Below are 18523 nucleotides of genomic sequence, written 5' to 3'. Positions count from 1 at the left end.
GGATAGCCGCCCTACCGCTTGGACTGGTCCCGCAGGTAAGCGGACACCGCGTCTTCAAGAACGTCATAGGGCGACGCGCCACGCTCAAGGGCGAGCTTGCGCAGCCCCAGGAGGAGCGCCGGATTGATTTCCGTTCCCCACCGTTGCCGCTCCGGCTTGTCTCCGGCTTTAGCCTTCGACTTCGCCGGTTGGCGGCTCGGCCTGGAGGTCGCGGGAGCAGCAGGAGCGGGAGCAGGCGGTTCCGGCTCAGGAGCCGGTTGCTCCACCGGGGGAGGAGGAGTGTCGCCGGTTATAATTAGGCCCTCAGCGGCGGCCGCTTCGCGGCCTTTCGCGAGGACTTCATCAAGCGACAGTTCAGGCCGCCTCTGTCTCGTGAACTTCGGCAGGGGCAGATCCGGCATCGGACAATTCCTCTAGAATTTCGGTCAGGAGAGCAGCGACATTGGCGCGAGCTTTGCGCACGGACTCAGGATCAGCCCTCTTAATCGTTGCCAGCGTGCCCTTGTCGTCGCTCACGTCGCTATAGATCGGGCGTTGGTAGAGCATCGTCGTGAAGTACGGGATCTGCTCTTCCGCCATATAGTTGATGGCCTCTTTGAAGACCGCCGTTTTCATCGCGATAGCGTCCACGCTGTTGATGAAAAGGCGAACCCCATCCTGGCGGAAATGCTCGGTGTATTTCACAAAAGCAGCGGCTTCGACCACATCCATTTTGGTGGCGCGGCTTGGCACCACGATGAGGTCAGCCTTGGAGGCAATGATCGCCAGGGCAGGGGTGAGCGCCCCTTGTGTGTCGATCAGAACCACGCCGTTCTCAGGCAACGCCTTAAGCTGATCGCCCAACGTCTTTTCGCCCAGGCAAGGGACCACTTGAATCCGCTCGGGGGGCTGTCCCGCCGCCTTGCAACGTTCGAACCATTTGACAGTCGATTGCTGCGGGTCTGTATCGAGGATCAATACGTTCTCGCCCCGGTCAGCGATTTCCCCGGCCACGAGGATGCAGACCGTCGATTTGCCTGATCCGCCTTTAGTGGTTCCGAACGCGATAATCGGCACCTGCGACATTCCCCTCACCCTCCATCCCCGGCAGCCAAAAAGCCGGTTGGTTCAGTCCCTACGTTCAACACGTGTGGCGCGTGTCGTGCGTGGTTCACGTCCAATAGGAGTGACACGCGTTTTGTGCGTTCCACATGGGCCGTGCGCCTCATGTGTTGTGCGCCCGCCACGTGCAAAACGCATTGCACGGACTATGAGTATAGAGCGTGAATAGCGCAACATATGTGTTCTATGCGTTAGTGTTCTCCCCACTTTTTGCGCGCCCCACGTACTCCGCAGATCGCACTTGGGGCGCGGGCCGTGCGTTCTCCACATAGCGCGCGTGTTCCGTGTGCGGTGCGTGCAGCATGTGTGAGGCGTGGAGCATGTGCTGTGTGGGTCGCGCGTGTTCTGCATAAAATGAATTCGATCTTTTACTTCGAATGGCAGGATAGCACATATTGTTATACACAATCTGGCATGTGCCCTAACCGGGCGGGTTTCGAGGCTCCGGCAGTTGCCACTAGGCGGCAACCGGAGCCTCCAGACTTCACAAAGGACCAGAGATTTTGGCGGCGAAAGAGACCCGGAAAGACCTTGTAGCGGTACGGCTGCAACCGTCCGAGAAGGCTCATTTCTCCGCCGTCTGCGAAGCGCATGGCGTGACGATGAGCGAGGGTTTCCGCCGACTGGCACGCGCCGCAGGCGGGCTTGGCCCGACCTTTGACAGCGAGGCGAAGGCCGCCATCGAGGAGCTTTCCGCGCAGACCCGCGCCGTAGGTGTGAACCTCAATCAGATTGCGCGAGCCATGAACCAGGGCCTTGTTCCGGCTGATGCGACCTTGCGCAAGGTTCTGGAAGACATCGCAGAGACCATCGACGGTTACGACGATCTGTTTGTTTCCATGTGCGCGCGGTCGCGGAAGTTGGCCGTTAAAGCCATCAAGGACGAGCAGGCATGATCGCCGCAGGTGTCTTTGACGGTCTCGACTTTGCCGCTCGCAGCTTTCGCTTGCTCGCCCGCCGTGAGGCATTCCGTGAGGCCAACGAGGTTGCGGCCGGTCTCTATGATGAGGCTTCGGCCAGGTCCTCGACCAAGCCGCAGAGCCCGAGCCGTGGCGTGCCGGCAGCATCCACCGCACCCCGATTAGCAAGCTACCTCCCCGCGTCCGGTTCGCGGATCGTCGTCACGCCCGAAGAGGAGGAGCGCCGGCGCCGCCGTCCGGTTGCGCCCGCAGGAGCAGGGATCGTCGCCGCGCGTCCGGTTCTCGCCCTGCAATCGGTTGGAGCCGTGCAGGAGGCTTACGCAGCTGAGGTTCGTTCGGTCGAAGTGAAGCGCGCCGCCCTTGCTATGGGTTCACAAGCCGCCGTCGTGAAACTCGCCAGCTTTGCGAATGGCCGCGCCCGAGTCTCGGCGCTCCTGACCTACCAGAGCCACGACGGCGAAGAGGCGCTTGAGCGTCAGGACGGCTCTTATGTGCAGGGCAGGGAAGCCATTCAGGCGCTTGTGGCCCGTTGGCAGGAAGACGCCCCCACCCGCGAGCCGTCGAAAGACGTTCTCAGCTTCACCCTGACGATCGACGGCGAGGTTTCACAAAAGGACGCCCAGGCGGCTCTTGCGGAGGCGCTTGCCGGTCATCGCTATGCCTTCCGCATCGAGGAGGAGGGCGCTTCCTCCCGGCTTCATGTGGTGATGTCGGCCGCCAGCTCGCAGCGGGACGAGCAGGGCAGGGCAGGGCGGATCTATGACAACAAGAAATCCCTTGGCGCCCTTGAGAGCCGCCTGTCGGATTCCTTTGAGGGAGCCACCTTCCAGAGCCATGGGTTCCTGCATGGGGTCGAGGGCGCATCCGTTCGCCTCCTGCGTCTGTCAGGAAAGGGCAAGCAGACCGTCATCACCAGCAAGGGCAAGGTTCTGACTGGAGAGGAGGCCGCCCGGTCAGAAGCGAAGTCCTGGCGGCGTGAGCTGCGTTCGACCAGCCAGCGCGAGGTTGCGCACATCATCTTTTTCAGCCAAACCCGGCACTGACAAAGAGGCATTTGTGAGCGCCGTTCGTGCAACCTTGGAGAGCGAATTTGCGGGCCGGGAATACGCGTTCGCCCTCCATACGAACCGGAAGCACATCCACGTTCACGCCGCCGTAAGGATGCAGGACAACCGCGGACGCTACATGCACCCTGGCGTTCACGACCTCCAGCGTTGGCGCGAGACACTGGCTCAGGAAGCCCGGCAGCGGAATATCCCTATGGAGGCTGTGAGCCGGTTCGAGCAGGCCCATGTTCCCGGCTACAAGCTCAAGGACATTCGCCGCGTCGAGCGTGGCACCGCCCCCGAAAGCGCCCGTCGTCGTGTCGAGGCAGCACAGACCCGCGCCATTCACATTCCGACCCGCGAGGAAGGCCGCAAGCGCGCCAACGAGGTTGCGCGCGGGTGGCAGGCTGTGGCGATTGCCCGGCCATCTGGTCCCGAGCCGACCCAGGCGCCCGATAGCATCCGGCTTTACCGCGCCGAGAGGCCGGTCGCACCGGACGCTCTGGGAGCGCATGAGTCGAGCGCGCCCCTGTTCGCCCGCGACCGCGCCACCGCCGAGACATTGGCGGCCTCTTTCAAAGGCAGCATCTCCTACGTGGACGTGCCCCGGTCGCGTCTGTCCGAAATCATACCATCACGCACCAACCCCGAGGCTTATGTCACGGTCAGCCGCGATCTGGCCGCACGACAGCAGCCGTTGACCCCCGCGCCGGAGCGGAGGGTGCTGGAGCTTCAAGAACGCACCCGCACGGCCATCGCGCTTGCCGAGCGGCAACCCGAAATCCAAACCGAGCAGAAAGGAAAGCCCACCATGCCGACGCTTGAGCGGATGGAGAGCACGGTTGACTCCATGAAGACGAAGATTGCCGCCTTGATCGAAGCCGCCCCCGAGGAGGCGCGTCCAGCCCTAGCAGAGACGGCGAAAGAGGCCATTCAGGATCTTGAAAGCGCCGTTGCCGAGAAGCGCAAGCAGGCCGAGAGCCGCCGTCCTGACATCGAGGGCGACCGGTATGTTGAGCCCAGGCCGAACAGCATTGAGGGCTTCCGCTCGAAGGCCAAGGGATCGGAGGTTCACTATTTTCGCGAGACACTGAGCGGCGAAAAGCTGGCTTTTGTTGATAACGGCAAGCAGGTGAAGATCCACGATTGGAAGGACCGGGAGACGGTTCGCTCCGCTCTGCAACTGTCATCCGAGAAGTGGGATGGTCTGACGATCAAGGGCAATGACGAGTACAAGAGCATGGTTGTGAGCCTTGCCGCCGAACACGGCTTCAAGATCACAAACCCCGAACTGCAAGAGCGGATCGCTGCCGAGCGGCAGCGCCTTGGCAAGCAGGACGCCGTGAAGGAAACCGCGGAGGTTCGCGAGGCGGCACCGAAGCTCGAGAAGGCGCAGGCCTCCTCGGCGCCAAATCCGCTCTTGAGCGCAGTAGACGAACCGAAGATCAAAACCGCAGGCAAGTCGGAGGTCCCTGCGTCGAAGGTAGAAGGCGGCCCGATCGCCAAGCCCGAGATGGACAGCGCCGCGCGTCCGCCTATGGTTGGAGTCCTGGTGTCGGTCGGGGAGGGCCGTTACAAGGACGATCCGAAGAACGATGTTTCACCATATGTCGATCTTCGAACCGAGGACGGCTGCGTTCATCGGATCTGGAGCGTTCAGGTTGCCAAGGATCTGAAAGCCGCCGACGCCCAACCGGGCGATACTATCAAAGCGCAGTATCTTGGCATTGAGCATGTCACGAAGCCGGTTCCTGTGAAGGATGAAAGGACCGGCGAAGTCACCCACCGGGAGGAGAAGTCCGTTGAGCGCGGTGTGTGGCGGACAGAGGTTGTGCGCCAAGTGCAGCAGGAGCAGCCGACGAAGCCGGACGCGCAAGCCGCCGAGCCGGAAACCTCTAAGCCCGACCAGAGGCAGGATCATGCGCAAGCGCGCGATCGCGCCGAAGATCAGCGCCAGGAGCAGCAGCACCGTGAGAACGAGCCCCGGCAGCCCCATAAGCCCCGCAACCGACCATAAGTGGAGCACCCTATGAGCAACACAGCCAGCAGCGAAATTCACGAAGGGGGGCGGTGTCAGGGCATTGCCTTTGCGGAAGTTGTCCTACTCCACAACGAACCGCAGTTTGTTGTGGATGTCATGAGCAACGCCGGCCTCCTGCTCACCGAATTCTCCCCGGCGTAAAGGAGAGGATGGGAAGCCTTTTTAGCTCTAGACTAACCACAACTTGAAGCGAAGTTAGTCGGCCATGAGGCTCATTCGCCACAAGTTGGGTTGCGCTCTACCGAAGTGAGGATGAAGGGGACGACGAGCCCAAATTCCGACCCGTTATCCCGGGAAGATTTCACTCTGGGTAGCGGCTTGCTTTCAAGACCTGGATGATTTGATCAGCATCCAAGTTCTTGCCGTGCAAGCCTTGAACGATGGGCTCAAAGACGTGGTTCATCCGTTTATAGACGTCGACCACTTGGGAGTGAGAATTAAGGTAGCGATCCTTGAAGTCATCAAACCGATTGAGGTGTTGGATGAGGTACTGTGCAACACCAAAGTGGCGTTCGTTGTTGGCATCGAAGCCTCCAAATCGCACATCACCGCCGAAGGGCTCGGCTTCAACCTTAATGCGTTTCTTTTCTTCCTCTGAAAGTTTGTTATAGGAACGCTCAAGAACCATCCACATTTGGCAGTCAATCGAACCCGTACAAGCCATATGCCGGAGCTTGAAGAACTTTATCAAAGTTGGAAGGGGAAGCGCCTTAGAGTAGTCAACGTGCATCCTGAAACTAGTCTCACTCGTGAAGGGCTTGAATACGAGGTCAAACAGTGGAGTGCGCACACGAAGTTTTTGATACTCCTCGGGTAGGTCCGGTATTCCAGGGCTGACAATCTCGCCACCAATAGCGACTTCCGCTCCTCCCTTACTCGATGCCAATACAACAGTGCATGGCCGAGTGGATGATGCTTCAGTTTCGAATGTGCCGCCTTCAATAAGCTCAAGCAGGGGCGTCGGCGTCTCCACACCAAAGCGAACGGACTTGAGCACGAGACGTGAAAATTGAAGGCTTTCTACCAAACCTAACTGCGCATCAATGACTTGTTCTAGGGACACCCCTTCGGCGAAGGCGACACTCCCGTAACCGAACCCATCATCAAATCCGACTCTGTTTGCGATTCCTCGCTTCTGCTCCAAGTATCTGTCGCCAAGCGATTCGATCTCACGCAGCATTTGAGACATGAGCTTGCTGTCAACACTGCTGTCCCGCTCGAATGGAACCGTGATGTAATGCCGGTGAAAATCTGCCTTTCCTTCCGCTTCAAGCTGCCGTGCTGTCTTGAATGTCCGGGCAATCAGTTCCTCCCAGAAATGAGCGGCGTATACTCGCGGGGGCTCCTTGCCAGCTTTATCGAAACGGAAAAGGACGACAAAGCAGGGCAGGGACGCCTTTGCAAAACGTAAGGCGTTAGACAACTTCAATCGACAGCTAAATTGTCCCGTAGTTGTCGACTTAATCTGCACTAGGCAACTGCGCGATGCCGGTCGCATGTCGGCAGGCAGCCCCACTGCTTCTGTAGGTGGAAACTCAACAATGTAGTCCCAGCCTGTCTCGTCTTCCTGTGACTTGTTGCTTGTTGCTCCAAACTCCGCGCACATTTGCGCAAACTGGTACTCGGCAACTCTCGGAATTTTGGGCGGCATACCTTCACACTCGTTCGGAATCTATATGCGTATAACTGACAGGCGCTCGTGATGCTTGCGCAAAAGCGCCCTAATGCCTAGCCCCGACTATAATTTTGGCGTCGTCCATGTGAAAGGTACCCCCACGTGGCGACGGACCGATTTACCCCCGTACCCCTCCCTCGTGCGCGGCTGGCCCGCTGTCACAATTCGCTTCAGCAGAGACGAATTCAATGAGCCTCGCTCGGCAGCACGCGTAGAAGAAGGCGGCCGCGTCTGCGGCCGCCTTCTTTCAAACCAGCCAGGATCGATCAGGCTTATGGCCGGCCTCCACTGCTTGGCGGTAGTAAGAGGCGATGCTTTCGATCGAGCGGTTCATCGCGTAGGCCGGATCATCGTCGAAGTCCCGACCGGGGTAGTAAGGCCCTATCTGGGTCGGCGTCTTGATCGCATGCGATCGGATGAAGCGGAATCCGCGCTCCATCCGCTCCAACCGGATCTCAATCCCGGTCGGGATCTCCGCCAGCCGGAAACGAGCGCGTTCGGGGCGCATCTCGACGATCTCCAAGTCGGGGTTGTTGAAGAAACCTTGGATGTAACGCGCATGGTGCCCTAGGGACGGCACCGAGAGTGATGTTGGCGCTTGCTCGCCGCTGAGCGCTGCCAATCTTTCGCGAAAGGATTCCTCGTCGAACCGGACATAGCGACCGGCATGGCCGTTGCTGAGCCCGGCCTTAAGCGCGGCGTGGGTGTTGAACCCGAGAGCCTTGGCAATCGCTTCGCTAAGATGCGCAGAACCGGATTCCAGCTGATTCTGCAGTTTGCGCTTCAGATCGCGCAGAGAAGTATCATTAAGTTGAACGACGTGAACCATCGTAACCTCCATCATCGATGTTCGCCGATTACGCATCGATCTAAAGGAAGGTCGATGTTTCAGTCATGATTAAAGCCAGCTTTGACCCGGCGACAGGTCAGGCGAGACAGCCCTGTGACATACATATCATGTCCATTCTCAAAATCTAGTGACTCTTCCGGTCAAATCAGGGCGGGGCAAATGCAAGCCCGCTCGGCAAGCTACGGCGAATGGCTCGTCGCGCAGCCTTCGTGCATTTTTTCGTGCCCTATTCCCTGCGCCCCGGCCCTCCTTGGTTCGGTGCCAGACGCTCTTGAACGCCCGCTCCATCTCCGGTGCCGTGACGGCGTTGACGTCGTCGCTAGCGTAGACGGCCGGGATCATCTCCGTGTCGGCGAGCCGGACGGCTCTTATGCCCAGTGCCTCCAACACCATGCGCATGTGCGACGCCGCGACTCCATACCGGGCTGCGACCATCCCCGTGGTGGCCCATCTCCCTTCGAAAGCCTTGAGTGACGCGCGGCAGATCCACGTATAGCCCAAGCTGCCGCCGACGGTCCGCGCCAGGATCCCGTGCCTTACCATTCCATGGACGCTCGCGTACCAGGCCGTACGCTGGCCTGTTTCATCTTCGATGCGATCGGCGCGTTCCTGCGGTTCCTGAAGAACGTCGAGGCGGATCGTTTCGGCGCGTAGGCGCGATGAGCGGGCGGACAGCGCCCGCTCTTTCACCTCATAGCCGTCAGGCCGTTTCCCGCACCAGCTTCAGCCGGCGCAGCTCGTCGACGATGACGCCGCTCAGCCGGAGTGACTCCAGATCGAGGTTCCTGAGCCATTTGCGCGCGCGTGGGACGGAGAGATTGCTGTCAGGAAAGTGCGGCTGCAGCGCCGAGGCCGCGATCCTTGAGAGCCCGAGCTCCATGAAGGACCAGCCCGACCGCGTGGCGACGCCCAGCTCCAAGGCGAGCGGGAAGTTGAAGATGTCCTTGACCCGTTCCTCATGGCCGGTGTGGCGCAGGGCCAGGTCCAGGACCTCCACGTAGGCCTTGCCGAGCTGGACGTATTGGAATCGGATGACATCCTCGATCAGCTCGAAGGTGTTCCGGATCACCCCGTTCACGTCCAGCGGCTTCGGCGGACGCTTGCGCGTGGCGGGGTTCTCCGCCTTCGCCCGTTCATAGTCGGCCTTCTTTTCCTCGATCTCTCTTTCTTTTCTGCGGATCGCCCTCGATAGGAGCATAGGATAAGGCATGCCCCTCATCCACCTCACGGCGGTGCCGGCCACGGCGGCGGCAAAGCGGCTCGTGTCCCCGTTCACCTCGCGTTGCATCCGCATGAAGATCGAGGCGTAATTGTCGTCGGCCTTTCCGTCGTGCGGATTGATAGGGATCAGCCCGTCGATTTCCCCGTCCCCAATCTTCTTGACCATGCGGTCGTAGAGGCGTCTCAGGCCGAACGGATCGACGGTCCAGTTGGTTGCGAGCAGCGTCGCGGGCAGTCCGATGGCGTCCTTGGCGCTCTCCGACGCGGCCACGAGGCTCTCGCGTACCTCATCGGGTAGGCCCGTAAGTGAGCGATCCACGAAAAGCCGGACGTCTCCCTTGGCCGCCCGCGAGATCAGGAGCCCGGCCGCCGCCCGGACGCGGCCCGGAACCTCGTCGCGCAGGGCGACGCGCGGCATGGCCCCTCCGACGGCGGCCAGCACGGCGGGCACGTGCTCAGCGATCGTCTTCCCGAAGGCAGGCTCGATCTTGAAGCCGACGAAACGATCCATCAGTTTTTCCGTCCAGTCGTCGTAGTCCACCAGGAACACGTTGCCGACAATGTCGGCCTTCATGCGCCCGGCGCGCCCGGCGAAGTTCCAGAGGGAGGCCGCGTCGAGCTTCGAGTTCGTGCCGCGGGTTGGCGTGTCGATGAACACGTTCCTCGCCGGCAGGTTCACTCCCTGAAACAGCGTGGTCGTGCAGGCGAGGTAGCGCAGGGCTCCTGTCTTGAAGGAGGCTTCGAGCGCCTCTCGCAGCAGCGTCGGCATCTTCCCGTAATGGAACGCAACGCCCTTGCGGACGAAGTCGGCCAGGCCATAACGGCGATGGATGTGTTTCTCGATGAACTTGGCAAGCTCCTCAAGGGCCTCGTTCTGCTCGTGCGGGATGTCATGCGCGATCTGGCCTGCGACCTTCTCCGCGTCGCTCGGCCCGGTCGCATAGACCAGGGACCCGCCGCTCTGGCCCAGCTCGAGTGCCACGGCCGCCAGCCGGGTGGCGGGCAGGTCGAAGCCGCGCTGGCTCGCCAGGACCCCGACCGGCTGGGTGCCGCGGGCGGTCAGGAGGCTGAGGTTGAGCGCGTTCTTGCCCGGCACTTTGTTGACCAGGATGCGGTTCTGGACGACGGACGGCAACAGGGAGACCGACGGCTCCAGACGCTTGAGGCCGACGGCCTTCTCGACGTCGTCGAAACCTTCCGCCCCAGGGGCGAGCAGGACGAGGCGTGTTTGGGGATTGCGATCGAGCGCCTGCTCGAGGCATTCCTGCAGGATCATGCCGCGGGACCCGTCGGACAGGTTCTGCGCCTCGTCGACGACAATCATGTTGAACGCCAGATCGGACACGGTGAGAAGCACTTGGAGGCGCTCCTGCGTCAGGACGAAGATCTGCCGCGGCGACTGCTCGCTGTCAGGCCCTGGCACGGTGGAGACGCGCAGGCCCTGGACGTCCTCCGTCCTGCCCTTGATCGTGGCGTAGACCTCCGACAGCAGCGCCCGCGTCGGCGCGACGTAGACGGCGCAGAATTCCTTTGCCGTGGTTGCCGTGCGGCACAGGTGCTCGATCACCAGGAACGACTTTCCGGCCGAGGTGGGAGCCGATATCGCCAGGGCCTGGGCGCTCGGTAGGCTGTCCCAGGTTTCCTTCTGGAAGTCCGTCAGAGAGATGCGCTCTTTCCCAACGGAGATGGCATTGAGCTCGCGCGAGATCGCCTTGCGCAACGTATCGGACAGCGAGGTCTCGGCCGGGTGCCGCTGCTCGGCATAGGTCAGGGCGGGGAAATTGCCGAGGTCGGTCAAGAGGCGCAGGCTCCTGTCGCGAGGCACCTCGTCACGGTCGACCAGGAGGGCGTTGAGAGCGATAGACTGCGCCATGGCCCGGTAGCCTTCGTCATCGGTCTGCACGAACACGTTCGCGCAGTAGAGCATCTTCAGCAGGTCCTCCGTCGCCAGGGGCTGGACCGTGCTGCTGACCTGACCGGACAAAGTCGCGACGGCGGCCTCTCCCTGCAGCGAGGCGTACCGCTCGTGGAAGGCCTCATGGGAGGTCAAGCGGCGCGAGAGATCAAGGGAGAAGCTCATAGCTGCGTCTCCGGCTCCTTGACAGGCTCGGGTTCGGCGGGAGCGTGTGGTACACCCATCGCCTGGTAGAACATCTCCCTGAGCGCATTGACGTCGGGCACCGCGACGAAGAACAGGATGCTCTTGGCGGTATCGCAGCCCTGGTCTTCGATGTGCTTGCGCGCCGCGCCTTGGTGATGGCCATGCTCCGCCCGGTAGTTGCCAGCGAAGTGCTTCTCGTGGACGTCGACCGGACCGTCGCTGACTGGGATCTTGTTAGCGAAGTGCTTGCCTTCCGAATAGCAGATGACGCCGATGAAACGCTCTCTCCGGGGCAACCGGGGCTGGCCCAGGATGTCGAAATAGTCCAGCGCCGCCTCACGAGCCTCGCCCTCCAAAGAGTCGAGGTGGCCTAAGTCGCTGACGATCTCATACTCGCGGAGGTACTGCTTACGGTTCGAAAGGAACGTGGCGGCGGAGGTTGCATAATCTTTGACGCCGTCATTGGCACTTCGCGACAGCTTCGATTCCAGAAAGTAGATGGTGAGCGCACCATTCTCGAAGGTGGCATGTATGCCGTCCAGCCCATGCACTGGCATGTTCGATGATGTCTTAAGCGCCATTTTCGCCGCTACTTGTGGAGCAGAGAGATGATGCTGAACGACGCAGTAGGCTAGCACTTCCCCAAGTTCACTCGCCCGCGATGGGTGCTTTTCGTTGAAATCGATGAAAGCGTCACGGACGGCTTGGTGCACTTGAGCAAGAACGGCGAAGTCCTCGTCCAGAGCCTTTTTGAATTTCAGACGTCGCCTGCGTGGCAGGGCATAGTACATGCACTGCCCCCAGAGGAACTCCGCAAGAGCCTCGACCTGCGGCTCGTCTTCCTTGAAGCGAACGTGTAATAGAGCCGTTCTCGGCCCGTCCTTCTGGCATGAATCGTCATGCCGTACTACGCAGGCGATGTGGTGGTTCAGCTTCGAAGGGTTCAGCAGCTCTTTGAGCGCCTCGGCTAAAGAACCGTCGTTCGTGGAGGTCAATGGCGATCTTGTTCGTTGATTCGGCTGCTACAAGTATAATGCAATAGACGGATCCGCATCATTCTCGCAAGAAGTCAAGGCCGGTATTCAACTAAAGACTGCGGAATGCTGTTTGAGAAGGCGTGAGCTGTGTACAGCACAGCGCGCAGCAGTTTGACGGCGGCTGCTCGACCTTTCTGTCCGCCAGCCGCCCGGATCGGTTGTACGTAGTACAAATGCGAGGCAGACATTGGCTTTCTTCACATATCAAATTGGCGAGAGCGATCTTCAGACCGGTCGCCTTACCCTGATTTCCCCATCCTACCCGGATCGTGGCGGCGACACGCCCTGAGGCTATCAAGAGCGCCAGGGACGAGTTCGGCAAAGCGCCCGCATGGGAAAATGCTAATCTAGTCTGCCTGCTTGATGATCAGGCTTCTGTCGTGTGGTTCCGGCCGGTCGATGTCTCAGGTTTCAAGCATTCCTAGATACTAACCCCACGCGGACGCAGATGATGCCTCTGACTGCCTGGGACGCACCCAATGTTACCGTAGCCGTTCTAGTCCTGTCGGCGCGTCGCTCCTCGTCATGCTGACAGTTGACTGGATCCTTACGATGGGGCGAGGAAAGCTCGCCGCTTTTACGCAAAATTCCAAGCGGCGATGAAGTCGGGCGATGCCACAGAAAAAATTAATGGCAGCAGGCTGATTCGCGGAAACTTTTAATGACGCGCAGAAATTATTAGTGACGTTCACCAGCAGGGACGGTCTCACCGTCTACGTCCACCGCCTGATGATGCCCATCCGTGCGGAGTTGCTCGATGGTGTCCTTGAAGTGCGTATAGAGATATTGGCGGCTCACTCTCGCCTGCTCGGTCACCTCCGCACCTACGCCGAGGCAAAGGAGACCGTGCGGAAGGTGGTCGAGCGGACAGTGGCCCCGCTCATCTGATAGGATGCCGCTATCAACGTGTTGCGCGCGGCCGTCGCACTGCTCCAAACCGAGATCGACAGCCGCGAGGAGGAGGAAGCCGCACTGGCCGCGTGATCCGGCTCAAGGGACGAGACACCCGCCAGGTGGCGGGTTTTCATTTTGGTGAGCAGAGAAGCAGAACGGAAGGGTCTGGCGTTGTCCCTGTCGAGGGGAGGGGCTACTCCCTTCCCGACCCGGCTTTCAGTCGCCCTACGGCTTGGTCATCGGCGGAAGCCTTCAAGAGTTCGTCCCAACCGCCTGGAGGATCCCGGCCTTGAGCATCTTCTTGAACGTCTCGTAGGCATCCGTCTTCGAGCCGTAGGCCCGCTTGGTGTCCTCGTTGTTGACCCAGCCGATGACGATCGTCTTCTTGTCCTCCGCATAGCGGAAGAATAGCCGGAACTGCTGGAGGAACTTAGCCCTGAACCAGTTCTTGTTATCGTCCCCGAGGGTCGATCCCTGCCGGAAGTCCGGGTTCGTCGGGTCGGCGGGGATGACCTCGAACGCCGTCTTGAGCAGGGCCGCGTAGAGCTTGGTCGCCTTCTTGGTCTTGTAGTCCTTTGGGTGCTTCGCCCTGACGGCGTGGAAATCGGTCTGGTAAGCCTCAAGCTGGTCGAGGAAGACCGGGTGGGCGTAGATTTTCCACCCGTTGACGACGATCGTCGGCTCATTCACTCGTCGTCATCCGTCAGGGGGCTGTCGAGGTCGATTTCCACGTCGGAGAGCTCGCGCAGGTCGTCCAGAAAGTTCTGTGGCACCGGACGGATGGCGGCAGTCTTCCGTTCCGCCATGTCCCGTTCGAGAAACCCGAGGAACTCGGAGATCACTGGATCCGTATGGACCTCTTCCTCTTCCTTGCTGGCGATCACGACCGTGCCGTCAGGCATCCCGCAGAAGACGACGCGGCCACGCTTGCGGACGGCCAGCATCTTCCGGACCGCCGCTGGGACTGTCGTCTGGCCGCGCTCGGTAATGGTCGCTTCGATTTCGAAGATGGTACGTTCGCCCATTCCAGCCTCCCAAGTAGGTGGTAGTGCACTTGCATTTCTGAATGTAATGCAAATGCATTGTATGTCAAGGATGGCAAGGCCCGCCAAACTGTTTGTGAAGTCGATTGGGCTACCCGGAATCGTTAACGGCGGCTTTGATGAGCATGCATCTTATCGTTGTTTGGTAAGGGTTTGCGCAACTTCTGGTTCCATAAATAGTCTTATGCGAATCCGCGTGTGTAGGTCCTCGATAGAGATGTCACCGCTCTCCTCGTTACAAATGTCACCTCCTCCCGGTGTCATTTGCAGCAGAGAGCTTCGTTTCTATGGTGGTCCTTGCCATGAGCCGTCCCGAGATCGACCGGATGCATGTTCTGCGCGACGTGATGGCAGAGCACATCACGGTCAATGAAGCTGCCCAGTTGCTGCGGATCACACGGCGTCAGGTGTTCCGATTGCTCAAGGCCTATCAGACCGGCGGTCCCGCGGCCTTGGTGTCGCGCCGGCGCGGCAGGCCCAGCAACCGCTCCTACCCGGCGGCGCTGCGCGCCGAGGTGCTGGCGCTCATCACGGCCAACTATGCCGATTTCGGTCCAACCCTTGCCTGCGAGAAGCTCGCCGAGCGGCACGGCATCGATCTGGGCGTCGAGACGATCCGGCGCTGGATGCTCGCGGCGGGCCTGTGGCAGGACCGCAAACAGCGGCTCAAGCGCGTGCACCAGCCGCGCTACCGGCGTGATTGCGTCGGCGAACTCGTCCAGATCGATGGCTCCGAGCATTACTGGTTTGAGGATCGTGGTCCGCCCTGCACGCTGCTGGTCTACATTGACGATGCCACCAGCCGGCTGATGCATCTGAAGTTCGTCGAGACCGAGTCGACCTTCGACTATTTCCGATCGACCCGGGAGTACCTGGAGGCCTACGGCAAGCCGGTGGCGTTCTACTCCGACAAGCACGCCGTCTTCCGGGTCAACGGCAGAGGAGCCGTGGGAGGTGACGGCATGACCCAGTTCGGCCGGGCGCTGCATCAGCTCAACATCGACATCATCTGCGCCAATGCTCCGCAGGCCAAAGGCCGCGTGGAGCGCGCGAATGGCACCTTGCAGGACCGGCTGGTCAAGGAGCTGCGTCTGGCTGGGATCTCAACCCTTGAGGCGGGCAATGCCTTCCTGCCGGCGTTCATGGCGGACTTCAACCGCCGCTTTGCCAAAGCGCCCTACAGCGACAAGGACCTGCATCGCCCGCTCAGCGAAGACGATGAGCTGGATGACGTGTTCGCCTGGCGGGAGGAGCGGACGGTCTCGCGCAGTCTGACCCTGCAGTACGACCAGGTGCTGTTCATTCTCGAGCCGAGCGCGATCACGCTGTCCCTCGCCCGCCAGCGAGTGACCGTCTACGACTATCCGGATGGGCGCTTTGCTATCAAGCACAAGGGCCTGGAGCTGCCGTACAGAACCTTTGACCGCCGCCAGCAGGTGGAGCAGGCGGCAGTTGTCGAGAACAAGCGGCTGGGGCCGGTTCTAGCCTATATCGCCGAGCGGCAGAAGGAGCTCGACATGAGCCGCAGCCGCAAAGCACCTCGCCGGCGAGGGCAGGCCAAGAGCCTGTTCAAGGTGGGCTGAGCTCTCAGCAGTCACTCCCAGAGGTGACATCTCAAATGAGGACAATCAGTGACTTGTCTAATGAGTTCTGACACGCGTGGTGTCGCGATGGATTCTATTCTGAAGTGCGAATTCCGTTACAAACAAAGGATTTGCACTCGGAGGCTGAATGACCCTGCCCTACATCCATCTGAGCCTGGCTGAACGGCGTGAGATCGCCCGCATGCACGCGGCCAAGATCCCGATCAGTGTGATCGCCGACCGCCTGCAGCGGCATCGCTCGACCATCTACCGCGAGATCAAACGGAACTGGGTTCACGATGAAGAGCCGTTGTATCGCGGCTATTTCCATGTGGCCGCCGACATGCAAGCCCGCGCCCGGCGTCAGCGTCTGGGCAAACTCTCCCGCAAACTGGTGCTCGCGGTCTATGTCATGGATCGCCTCAAAGCTGGATGGTCGCCAGAGCAGATTGCCGGCCGTCTGCGGGTATCCGGTGCTCCTGAACGGTTGTCGCACGAGACGATCTACCGGTTCGTCTACAGCTCCCAAGGACAAAAGCTCGGGCTGTACCAGGATCTGCCCATGGCACGGCGCCGGCGGCGTGTGCGCTACCAGCGCAAGCCTCGCGGTCTTTTCATTCCGGCGAGCAACACCATCGAGCAGCGTCCACCGGAGATCGCAGCCCGCACCAGCTTTGGTCACTGGGAAGGCGATCTGATGATGTTCCGCAAGGAGCTGGGCAAGCACAACCTTACGTCACTTACGGAGCGCCAGAGCCGTTACACGATCCTGACCCGCAACCGAGATCGCAATGCGACCGGGGTCATGACCGGCATGATCGAGAAGCTGAAAGTCCTGCCGGAGACGGCGCGTCTGACGATCACGTTCGACCGCGGGACGGAGTTTGCCTATTACCCGTTGCTCAAGCAGAAGCTCGGCATGGACAGCTATTTCTGCAAGCCACAGGCCCTCTGGCAGAAAGGCACGGTCGAGAACACCAATGGCCGGGTTCGGCGCTTTCTGTCACGGGACGCGGACATTGCCACTTTGCCCGAGGAGGCTCTGTTTGAGATCTGTGATCGGCTCAATGGGACGCCGCGCAAGTGCCTGTGCTATCGCACACCCAAAGAGGTCCTGATGAGTTCTCTGGATCTGGGACTGCCGGGGCTGTGCAACCCTGATCAGCTCCGCCCCGGCAGTCCCTGACCGACCGGGGACCGATGCCCGCAAACCATCGCACTTCGGCTTGATTCCACAGCGCAAGTCTGCATGACCGCCTTCCGCACGGAAGATGTTTGGGCTAGGTTGTCGTAAATCAAAGCTTGGGGGCTGTTGTGTCTGCGAAAGTTGTTCTTAGTACTATACTTTGTCTTATCCCGGTTGCCGTTTCTGCTCAAGATCAAGGCATATTAAGGGGCAATCACATGACAACTGCCTGCAGGGGCTATTTGGATAATGACAAACGTGACCATCCAATTAACCAAGGTATGTGTGCCGGAATGATTGGCGCGATGTTTTATTATGGAAGCAGTTTGCCACGAGGTGATCGATTCTGCTCCCCGTCAAATGCAAATACCGTTCAAGCGATACGTATCGTTATCAATTACATGGATAACAACCCAGCTATATTGCACAACGTGTTCTATGAAATTGTGGAAGAAGCTTTACGCAAGGCTTGGCCCTGCCCTTAGCTCCGACTGCCGTCGGCCACGCGGCCCTGTGCCTCGCTTAGGTCCAGGGCCGCGCGGGGCTTTATCCATACTGAAGGTTATGCGAATCCGATTTCGGGGCTCGTGAATAGGAGTCTATCAACGGATCTTCTCCGCGACGGCGCTCCCCGTTAAGCTTGAGGTTCCGTTGTTTCGTAAGTGGTCGGTTATGCTTGTAGGTTGGATTGCCACAGCCCTTTGGCTTCTCATTGCAGTGCTTATCGTTGTCCCCCGGTGGAACGATCTAGCCACAGCTCCAGCGGACACCATTGGAGACACCCTTTCAGGCTTTGTCGCGCCCCTCGCCTTTCTCTGGCTCATTGTTGCGACTTGGCTTCAACGCCAAGAACTCAGCCTCCAGCGCAAAGAGCTAGAAGAGACCCGCCAGGTCCTAGCAGATCAGCAGCGGGAGCTTGAAAACACGGCAAAGGAGAACGCCGAGCAAACCCGAATAATGCAGCAGACATTCCAAACGAGCCGGGAGCATTCTGTATTCGAGGAGCATAAGCTTCGTTTGTACTATTTAGCGCAATATATTCACACCGTAGTGCGTAGCCAGTCGCTTTTGCTGAATGACTCTAACGGTCAACAATTTACAGTTAGCCTATACGATCAACCCGGCAGGATAAACGTCCAAGAAAATCTACCAGATGTAGATGGCCTACTCGTGGATTTTGCCGGTAGGCAGCACATCATCCAAGAGAAGGTTCTTGCAGGCCAGCCGTTCGGCGGTGATGCGGTTCGCATGAGGAATGCCAAAGTTTGTGAAACCGCGCGATACCTCCAAACGGAGGCGGAGATTTTGGGCACTTCAGAGCAGTACCTCAACAATCCTCTTGTTGCGGCCCGTCTAAAGGGCATCGAGTTTGAATGGATACTCGAAAACATACGGAACACGGTGAGGGTGCTATTTGCTCGGCCTCTATGAGATTGTTCGAAGCAGGTAGATGATTGATGGCGGTACGTTGGAAACGCGGATTTCTAAGACTTTGGTCACTTCTATCGTTGGCTTGGCTTATTGCAACAAGCTACCTGATCTATGAGCGGTCTAGGTCAGAGCAAGCTAATGTACCCATGTTCCATGAGTACAATGCGCCACACTGCGGGCAAAAGCACTTCGACAATTTTACTGTAGACGAGTTGCCACTTGCAAGGTGCCGTGCCGAAGCACGGCGGGAGCGACACGATTTGCAAGTAGCAGCCATAAGGAATGAAGCCATTAAGAACTTCGTTCTTTGGTCATTTCTTCCGCCCCTCGCCTGCCTTGTTCTAGGGATCACTATTGCATGGGTGCTAAAAGGCTTCCGCGCATAGGTCCTGAC

At 59.7% G+C, this 18523-nt stretch carries 18 protein-coding genes; 10 read left to right on the top strand and 8 right to left on the bottom strand.

Translation table 11 applies throughout. The features are described 5' to 3' along the window. Nucleotides 1-11 precede the first annotated feature (11 nt). Both ACD578_RS28515 and ACD578_RS28510 read right to left on the bottom strand, forming a co-directional pair. Nucleotides 12-401 (bottom strand): hypothetical protein, encoded by a 390-nt coding sequence (locus ACD578_RS28515; RefSeq protein WP_404294207.1) that lies wholly within the window; start codon nucleotides 399-401, stop codon nucleotides 12-14. Beyond that, on the bottom strand, nucleotides 355-1065 hold the full coding sequence (locus tag ACD578_RS28510) for a ParA family protein (RefSeq protein WP_404294205.1): 711 nt from the start codon (nucleotides 1063-1065) through the stop codon (nucleotides 355-357). The genes ACD578_RS28515 and ACD578_RS28510 overlap by 47 nt, the downstream gene beginning before the upstream one ends. Before the next feature lie 539 nt (nucleotides 1066-1604). Here ACD578_RS28510 and mobC point away from each other — a divergent pair. The 4 genes from mobC to ACD578_RS28490 are packed head-to-tail and all read left to right on the top strand — an operon-like array spanning nucleotide 1605 to nucleotide 5249. After that, nucleotides 1605-1997, top strand: a complete 393-nt coding sequence (gene mobC / locus ACD578_RS28505) for a plasmid mobilization relaxosome protein MobC (protein ID WP_404294203.1) — start codon at nucleotides 1605-1607, stop codon at nucleotides 1995-1997. After that, nucleotides 1994-3064, top strand: a complete 1071-nt coding sequence (locus ACD578_RS28500) for a hypothetical protein (protein ID WP_404294202.1) — start codon at nucleotides 1994-1996, stop codon at nucleotides 3062-3064. Before mobC ends, ACD578_RS28500 begins: the two co-directional genes overlap by 4 nt. Nucleotides 3065-3077: 13 nt before the next feature. Next, nucleotides 3078-5084: an LPD7 domain-containing protein gene (locus ACD578_RS28495; protein ID WP_404294199.1), complete on the top strand. Its 2007-nt coding sequence runs from the start codon at nucleotides 3078-3080 to the stop codon at nucleotides 5082-5084. Between the two features lie 12 nt (nucleotides 5085-5096). Beyond that, nucleotides 5097-5249 carry a hypothetical protein gene (locus ACD578_RS28490; RefSeq protein WP_404294197.1) on the top strand — a complete coding sequence of 51 codons (153 nt, stop codon included), beginning with the start codon at nucleotides 5097-5099 and terminating at the stop codon, nucleotides 5247-5249. A gap of 160 nt (nucleotides 5250-5409) precedes the next feature. On the opposite strand, the gene ACD578_RS28485 is transcribed toward ACD578_RS28490, so the two are convergent. Both ACD578_RS28485 and ACD578_RS28480 read right to left on the bottom strand, forming a co-directional pair. Beyond that, on the bottom strand, nucleotides 5410-6759 hold the full coding sequence (locus tag ACD578_RS28485) for a YfbU family protein (RefSeq protein WP_404294196.1): 1350 nt from the start codon (nucleotides 6757-6759) through the stop codon (nucleotides 5410-5412). Nucleotides 6760-7030: 271 nt separating this feature from the next. Beyond that, on the bottom strand, nucleotides 7031-7612 hold the full coding sequence (locus tag ACD578_RS28480) for a hypothetical protein (protein WP_404294194.1): 582 nt from the start codon (nucleotides 7610-7612) through the stop codon (nucleotides 7031-7033). Nucleotides 7613-8164: 552 nt separating this feature from the next. Between ACD578_RS28480 and ACD578_RS28475 the strand changes: the two genes are divergently transcribed. Further along, a complete protein-coding gene (locus ACD578_RS28475) occupies nucleotides 8165-8287 on the top strand; it encodes a hypothetical protein (protein ID WP_404294191.1) in 123 nt (40 codons plus the stop codon). Nucleotides 8288-8333: 46 nt separating this feature from the next. On the opposite strand, the gene ACD578_RS28470 is transcribed toward ACD578_RS28475, so the two are convergent. Next, a complete protein-coding gene (locus tag ACD578_RS28470) occupies nucleotides 8334-10934 on the bottom strand; it encodes a DEAD/DEAH box helicase (protein ID WP_404294189.1) in 2601 nt (866 codons plus the stop codon). Next, a complete protein-coding gene (locus tag ACD578_RS28465; protein ID WP_404294186.1) occupies nucleotides 10931-11950 on the bottom strand; it encodes a DUF1837 domain-containing protein in 1020 nt (339 codons plus the stop codon). The genes ACD578_RS28470 and ACD578_RS28465 overlap by 4 nt, the downstream gene beginning before the upstream one ends. A gap of 723 nt (nucleotides 11951-12673) precedes the next feature. Here ACD578_RS28465 and ACD578_RS28460 point away from each other — a divergent pair. Further along, nucleotides 12674-12880 (top strand): hypothetical protein, encoded by a 207-nt coding sequence (locus ACD578_RS28460; RefSeq protein ID WP_404294183.1) that lies wholly within the window; start codon nucleotides 12674-12676, stop codon nucleotides 12878-12880. A 258-nt stretch (nucleotides 12881-13138) separates the two neighbouring features. Here the strand turns inward: ACD578_RS28460 and ACD578_RS28455 are convergent, their stop codons facing one another. Both ACD578_RS28455 and ACD578_RS28450 read right to left on the bottom strand, forming a co-directional pair. Beyond that, nucleotides 13139-13576: a type II toxin-antitoxin system YhaV family toxin gene (locus ACD578_RS28455; RefSeq protein WP_404294180.1), complete on the bottom strand. Its 438-nt coding sequence runs from the start codon at nucleotides 13574-13576 to the stop codon at nucleotides 13139-13141. After that, entirely contained in the window at nucleotides 13573-13911 is a 339-nt protein-coding gene (locus ACD578_RS28450; protein ID WP_404294178.1) for a type II toxin-antitoxin system PrlF family antitoxin, read from the bottom strand. Before ACD578_RS28450 ends, ACD578_RS28455 begins: the two co-directional genes overlap by 4 nt. A gap of 305 nt (nucleotides 13912-14216) precedes the next feature. Here ACD578_RS28450 and ACD578_RS28445 point away from each other — a divergent pair, with 305 nt between their 5' ends. The 4 genes from ACD578_RS28445 (at nucleotide 14217) to ACD578_RS28430 (ending at nucleotide 18129) form a co-directional block, all read left to right on the top strand. Continuing rightward, nucleotides 14217-15512, top strand: a complete 1296-nt coding sequence (locus tag ACD578_RS28445) for an ISNCY family transposase (RefSeq protein ID WP_404294176.1) — start codon at nucleotides 14217-14219, stop codon at nucleotides 15510-15512. Nucleotides 15513-15660: 148 nt separating this feature from the next. Further along, the gene (locus ACD578_RS28440; protein ID WP_404294174.1) at nucleotides 15661-16698 is read left to right on the top strand and encodes an IS30 family transposase; all 1038 of its coding nucleotides are present in this window, start codon (nucleotides 15661-15663) and stop codon (nucleotides 16696-16698) included. 218 nt (nucleotides 16699-16916) lie between these two features. Continuing rightward, a complete protein-coding gene (locus ACD578_RS28435) occupies nucleotides 16917-17183 on the top strand; it encodes a Rap1a/Tai family immunity protein (RefSeq protein WP_404294171.1) in 267 nt (88 codons plus the stop codon). Nucleotides 17184-17349: 166 nt separating this feature from the next. After that, nucleotides 17350-18129: a hypothetical protein gene (locus ACD578_RS28430; protein ID WP_404294168.1), complete on the top strand. Its 780-nt coding sequence runs from the start codon at nucleotides 17350-17352 to the stop codon at nucleotides 18127-18129. Nucleotides 18130-18523 lie beyond the last annotated feature (394 nt).

Origin of the sequence: Microvirga sp. RSM25 (genome assembly GCF_044784385.1) — a bacterium.
In the GTDB taxonomy this organism is placed as follows: Bacteria; Pseudomonadota; Alphaproteobacteria; order Rhizobiales; family Beijerinckiaceae; genus Microvirga; species Microvirga tunisiensis.
Note: the sequence above shows the minus strand (reverse complement) of the source record. Positions and strands in the feature narration are given on the sequence as shown.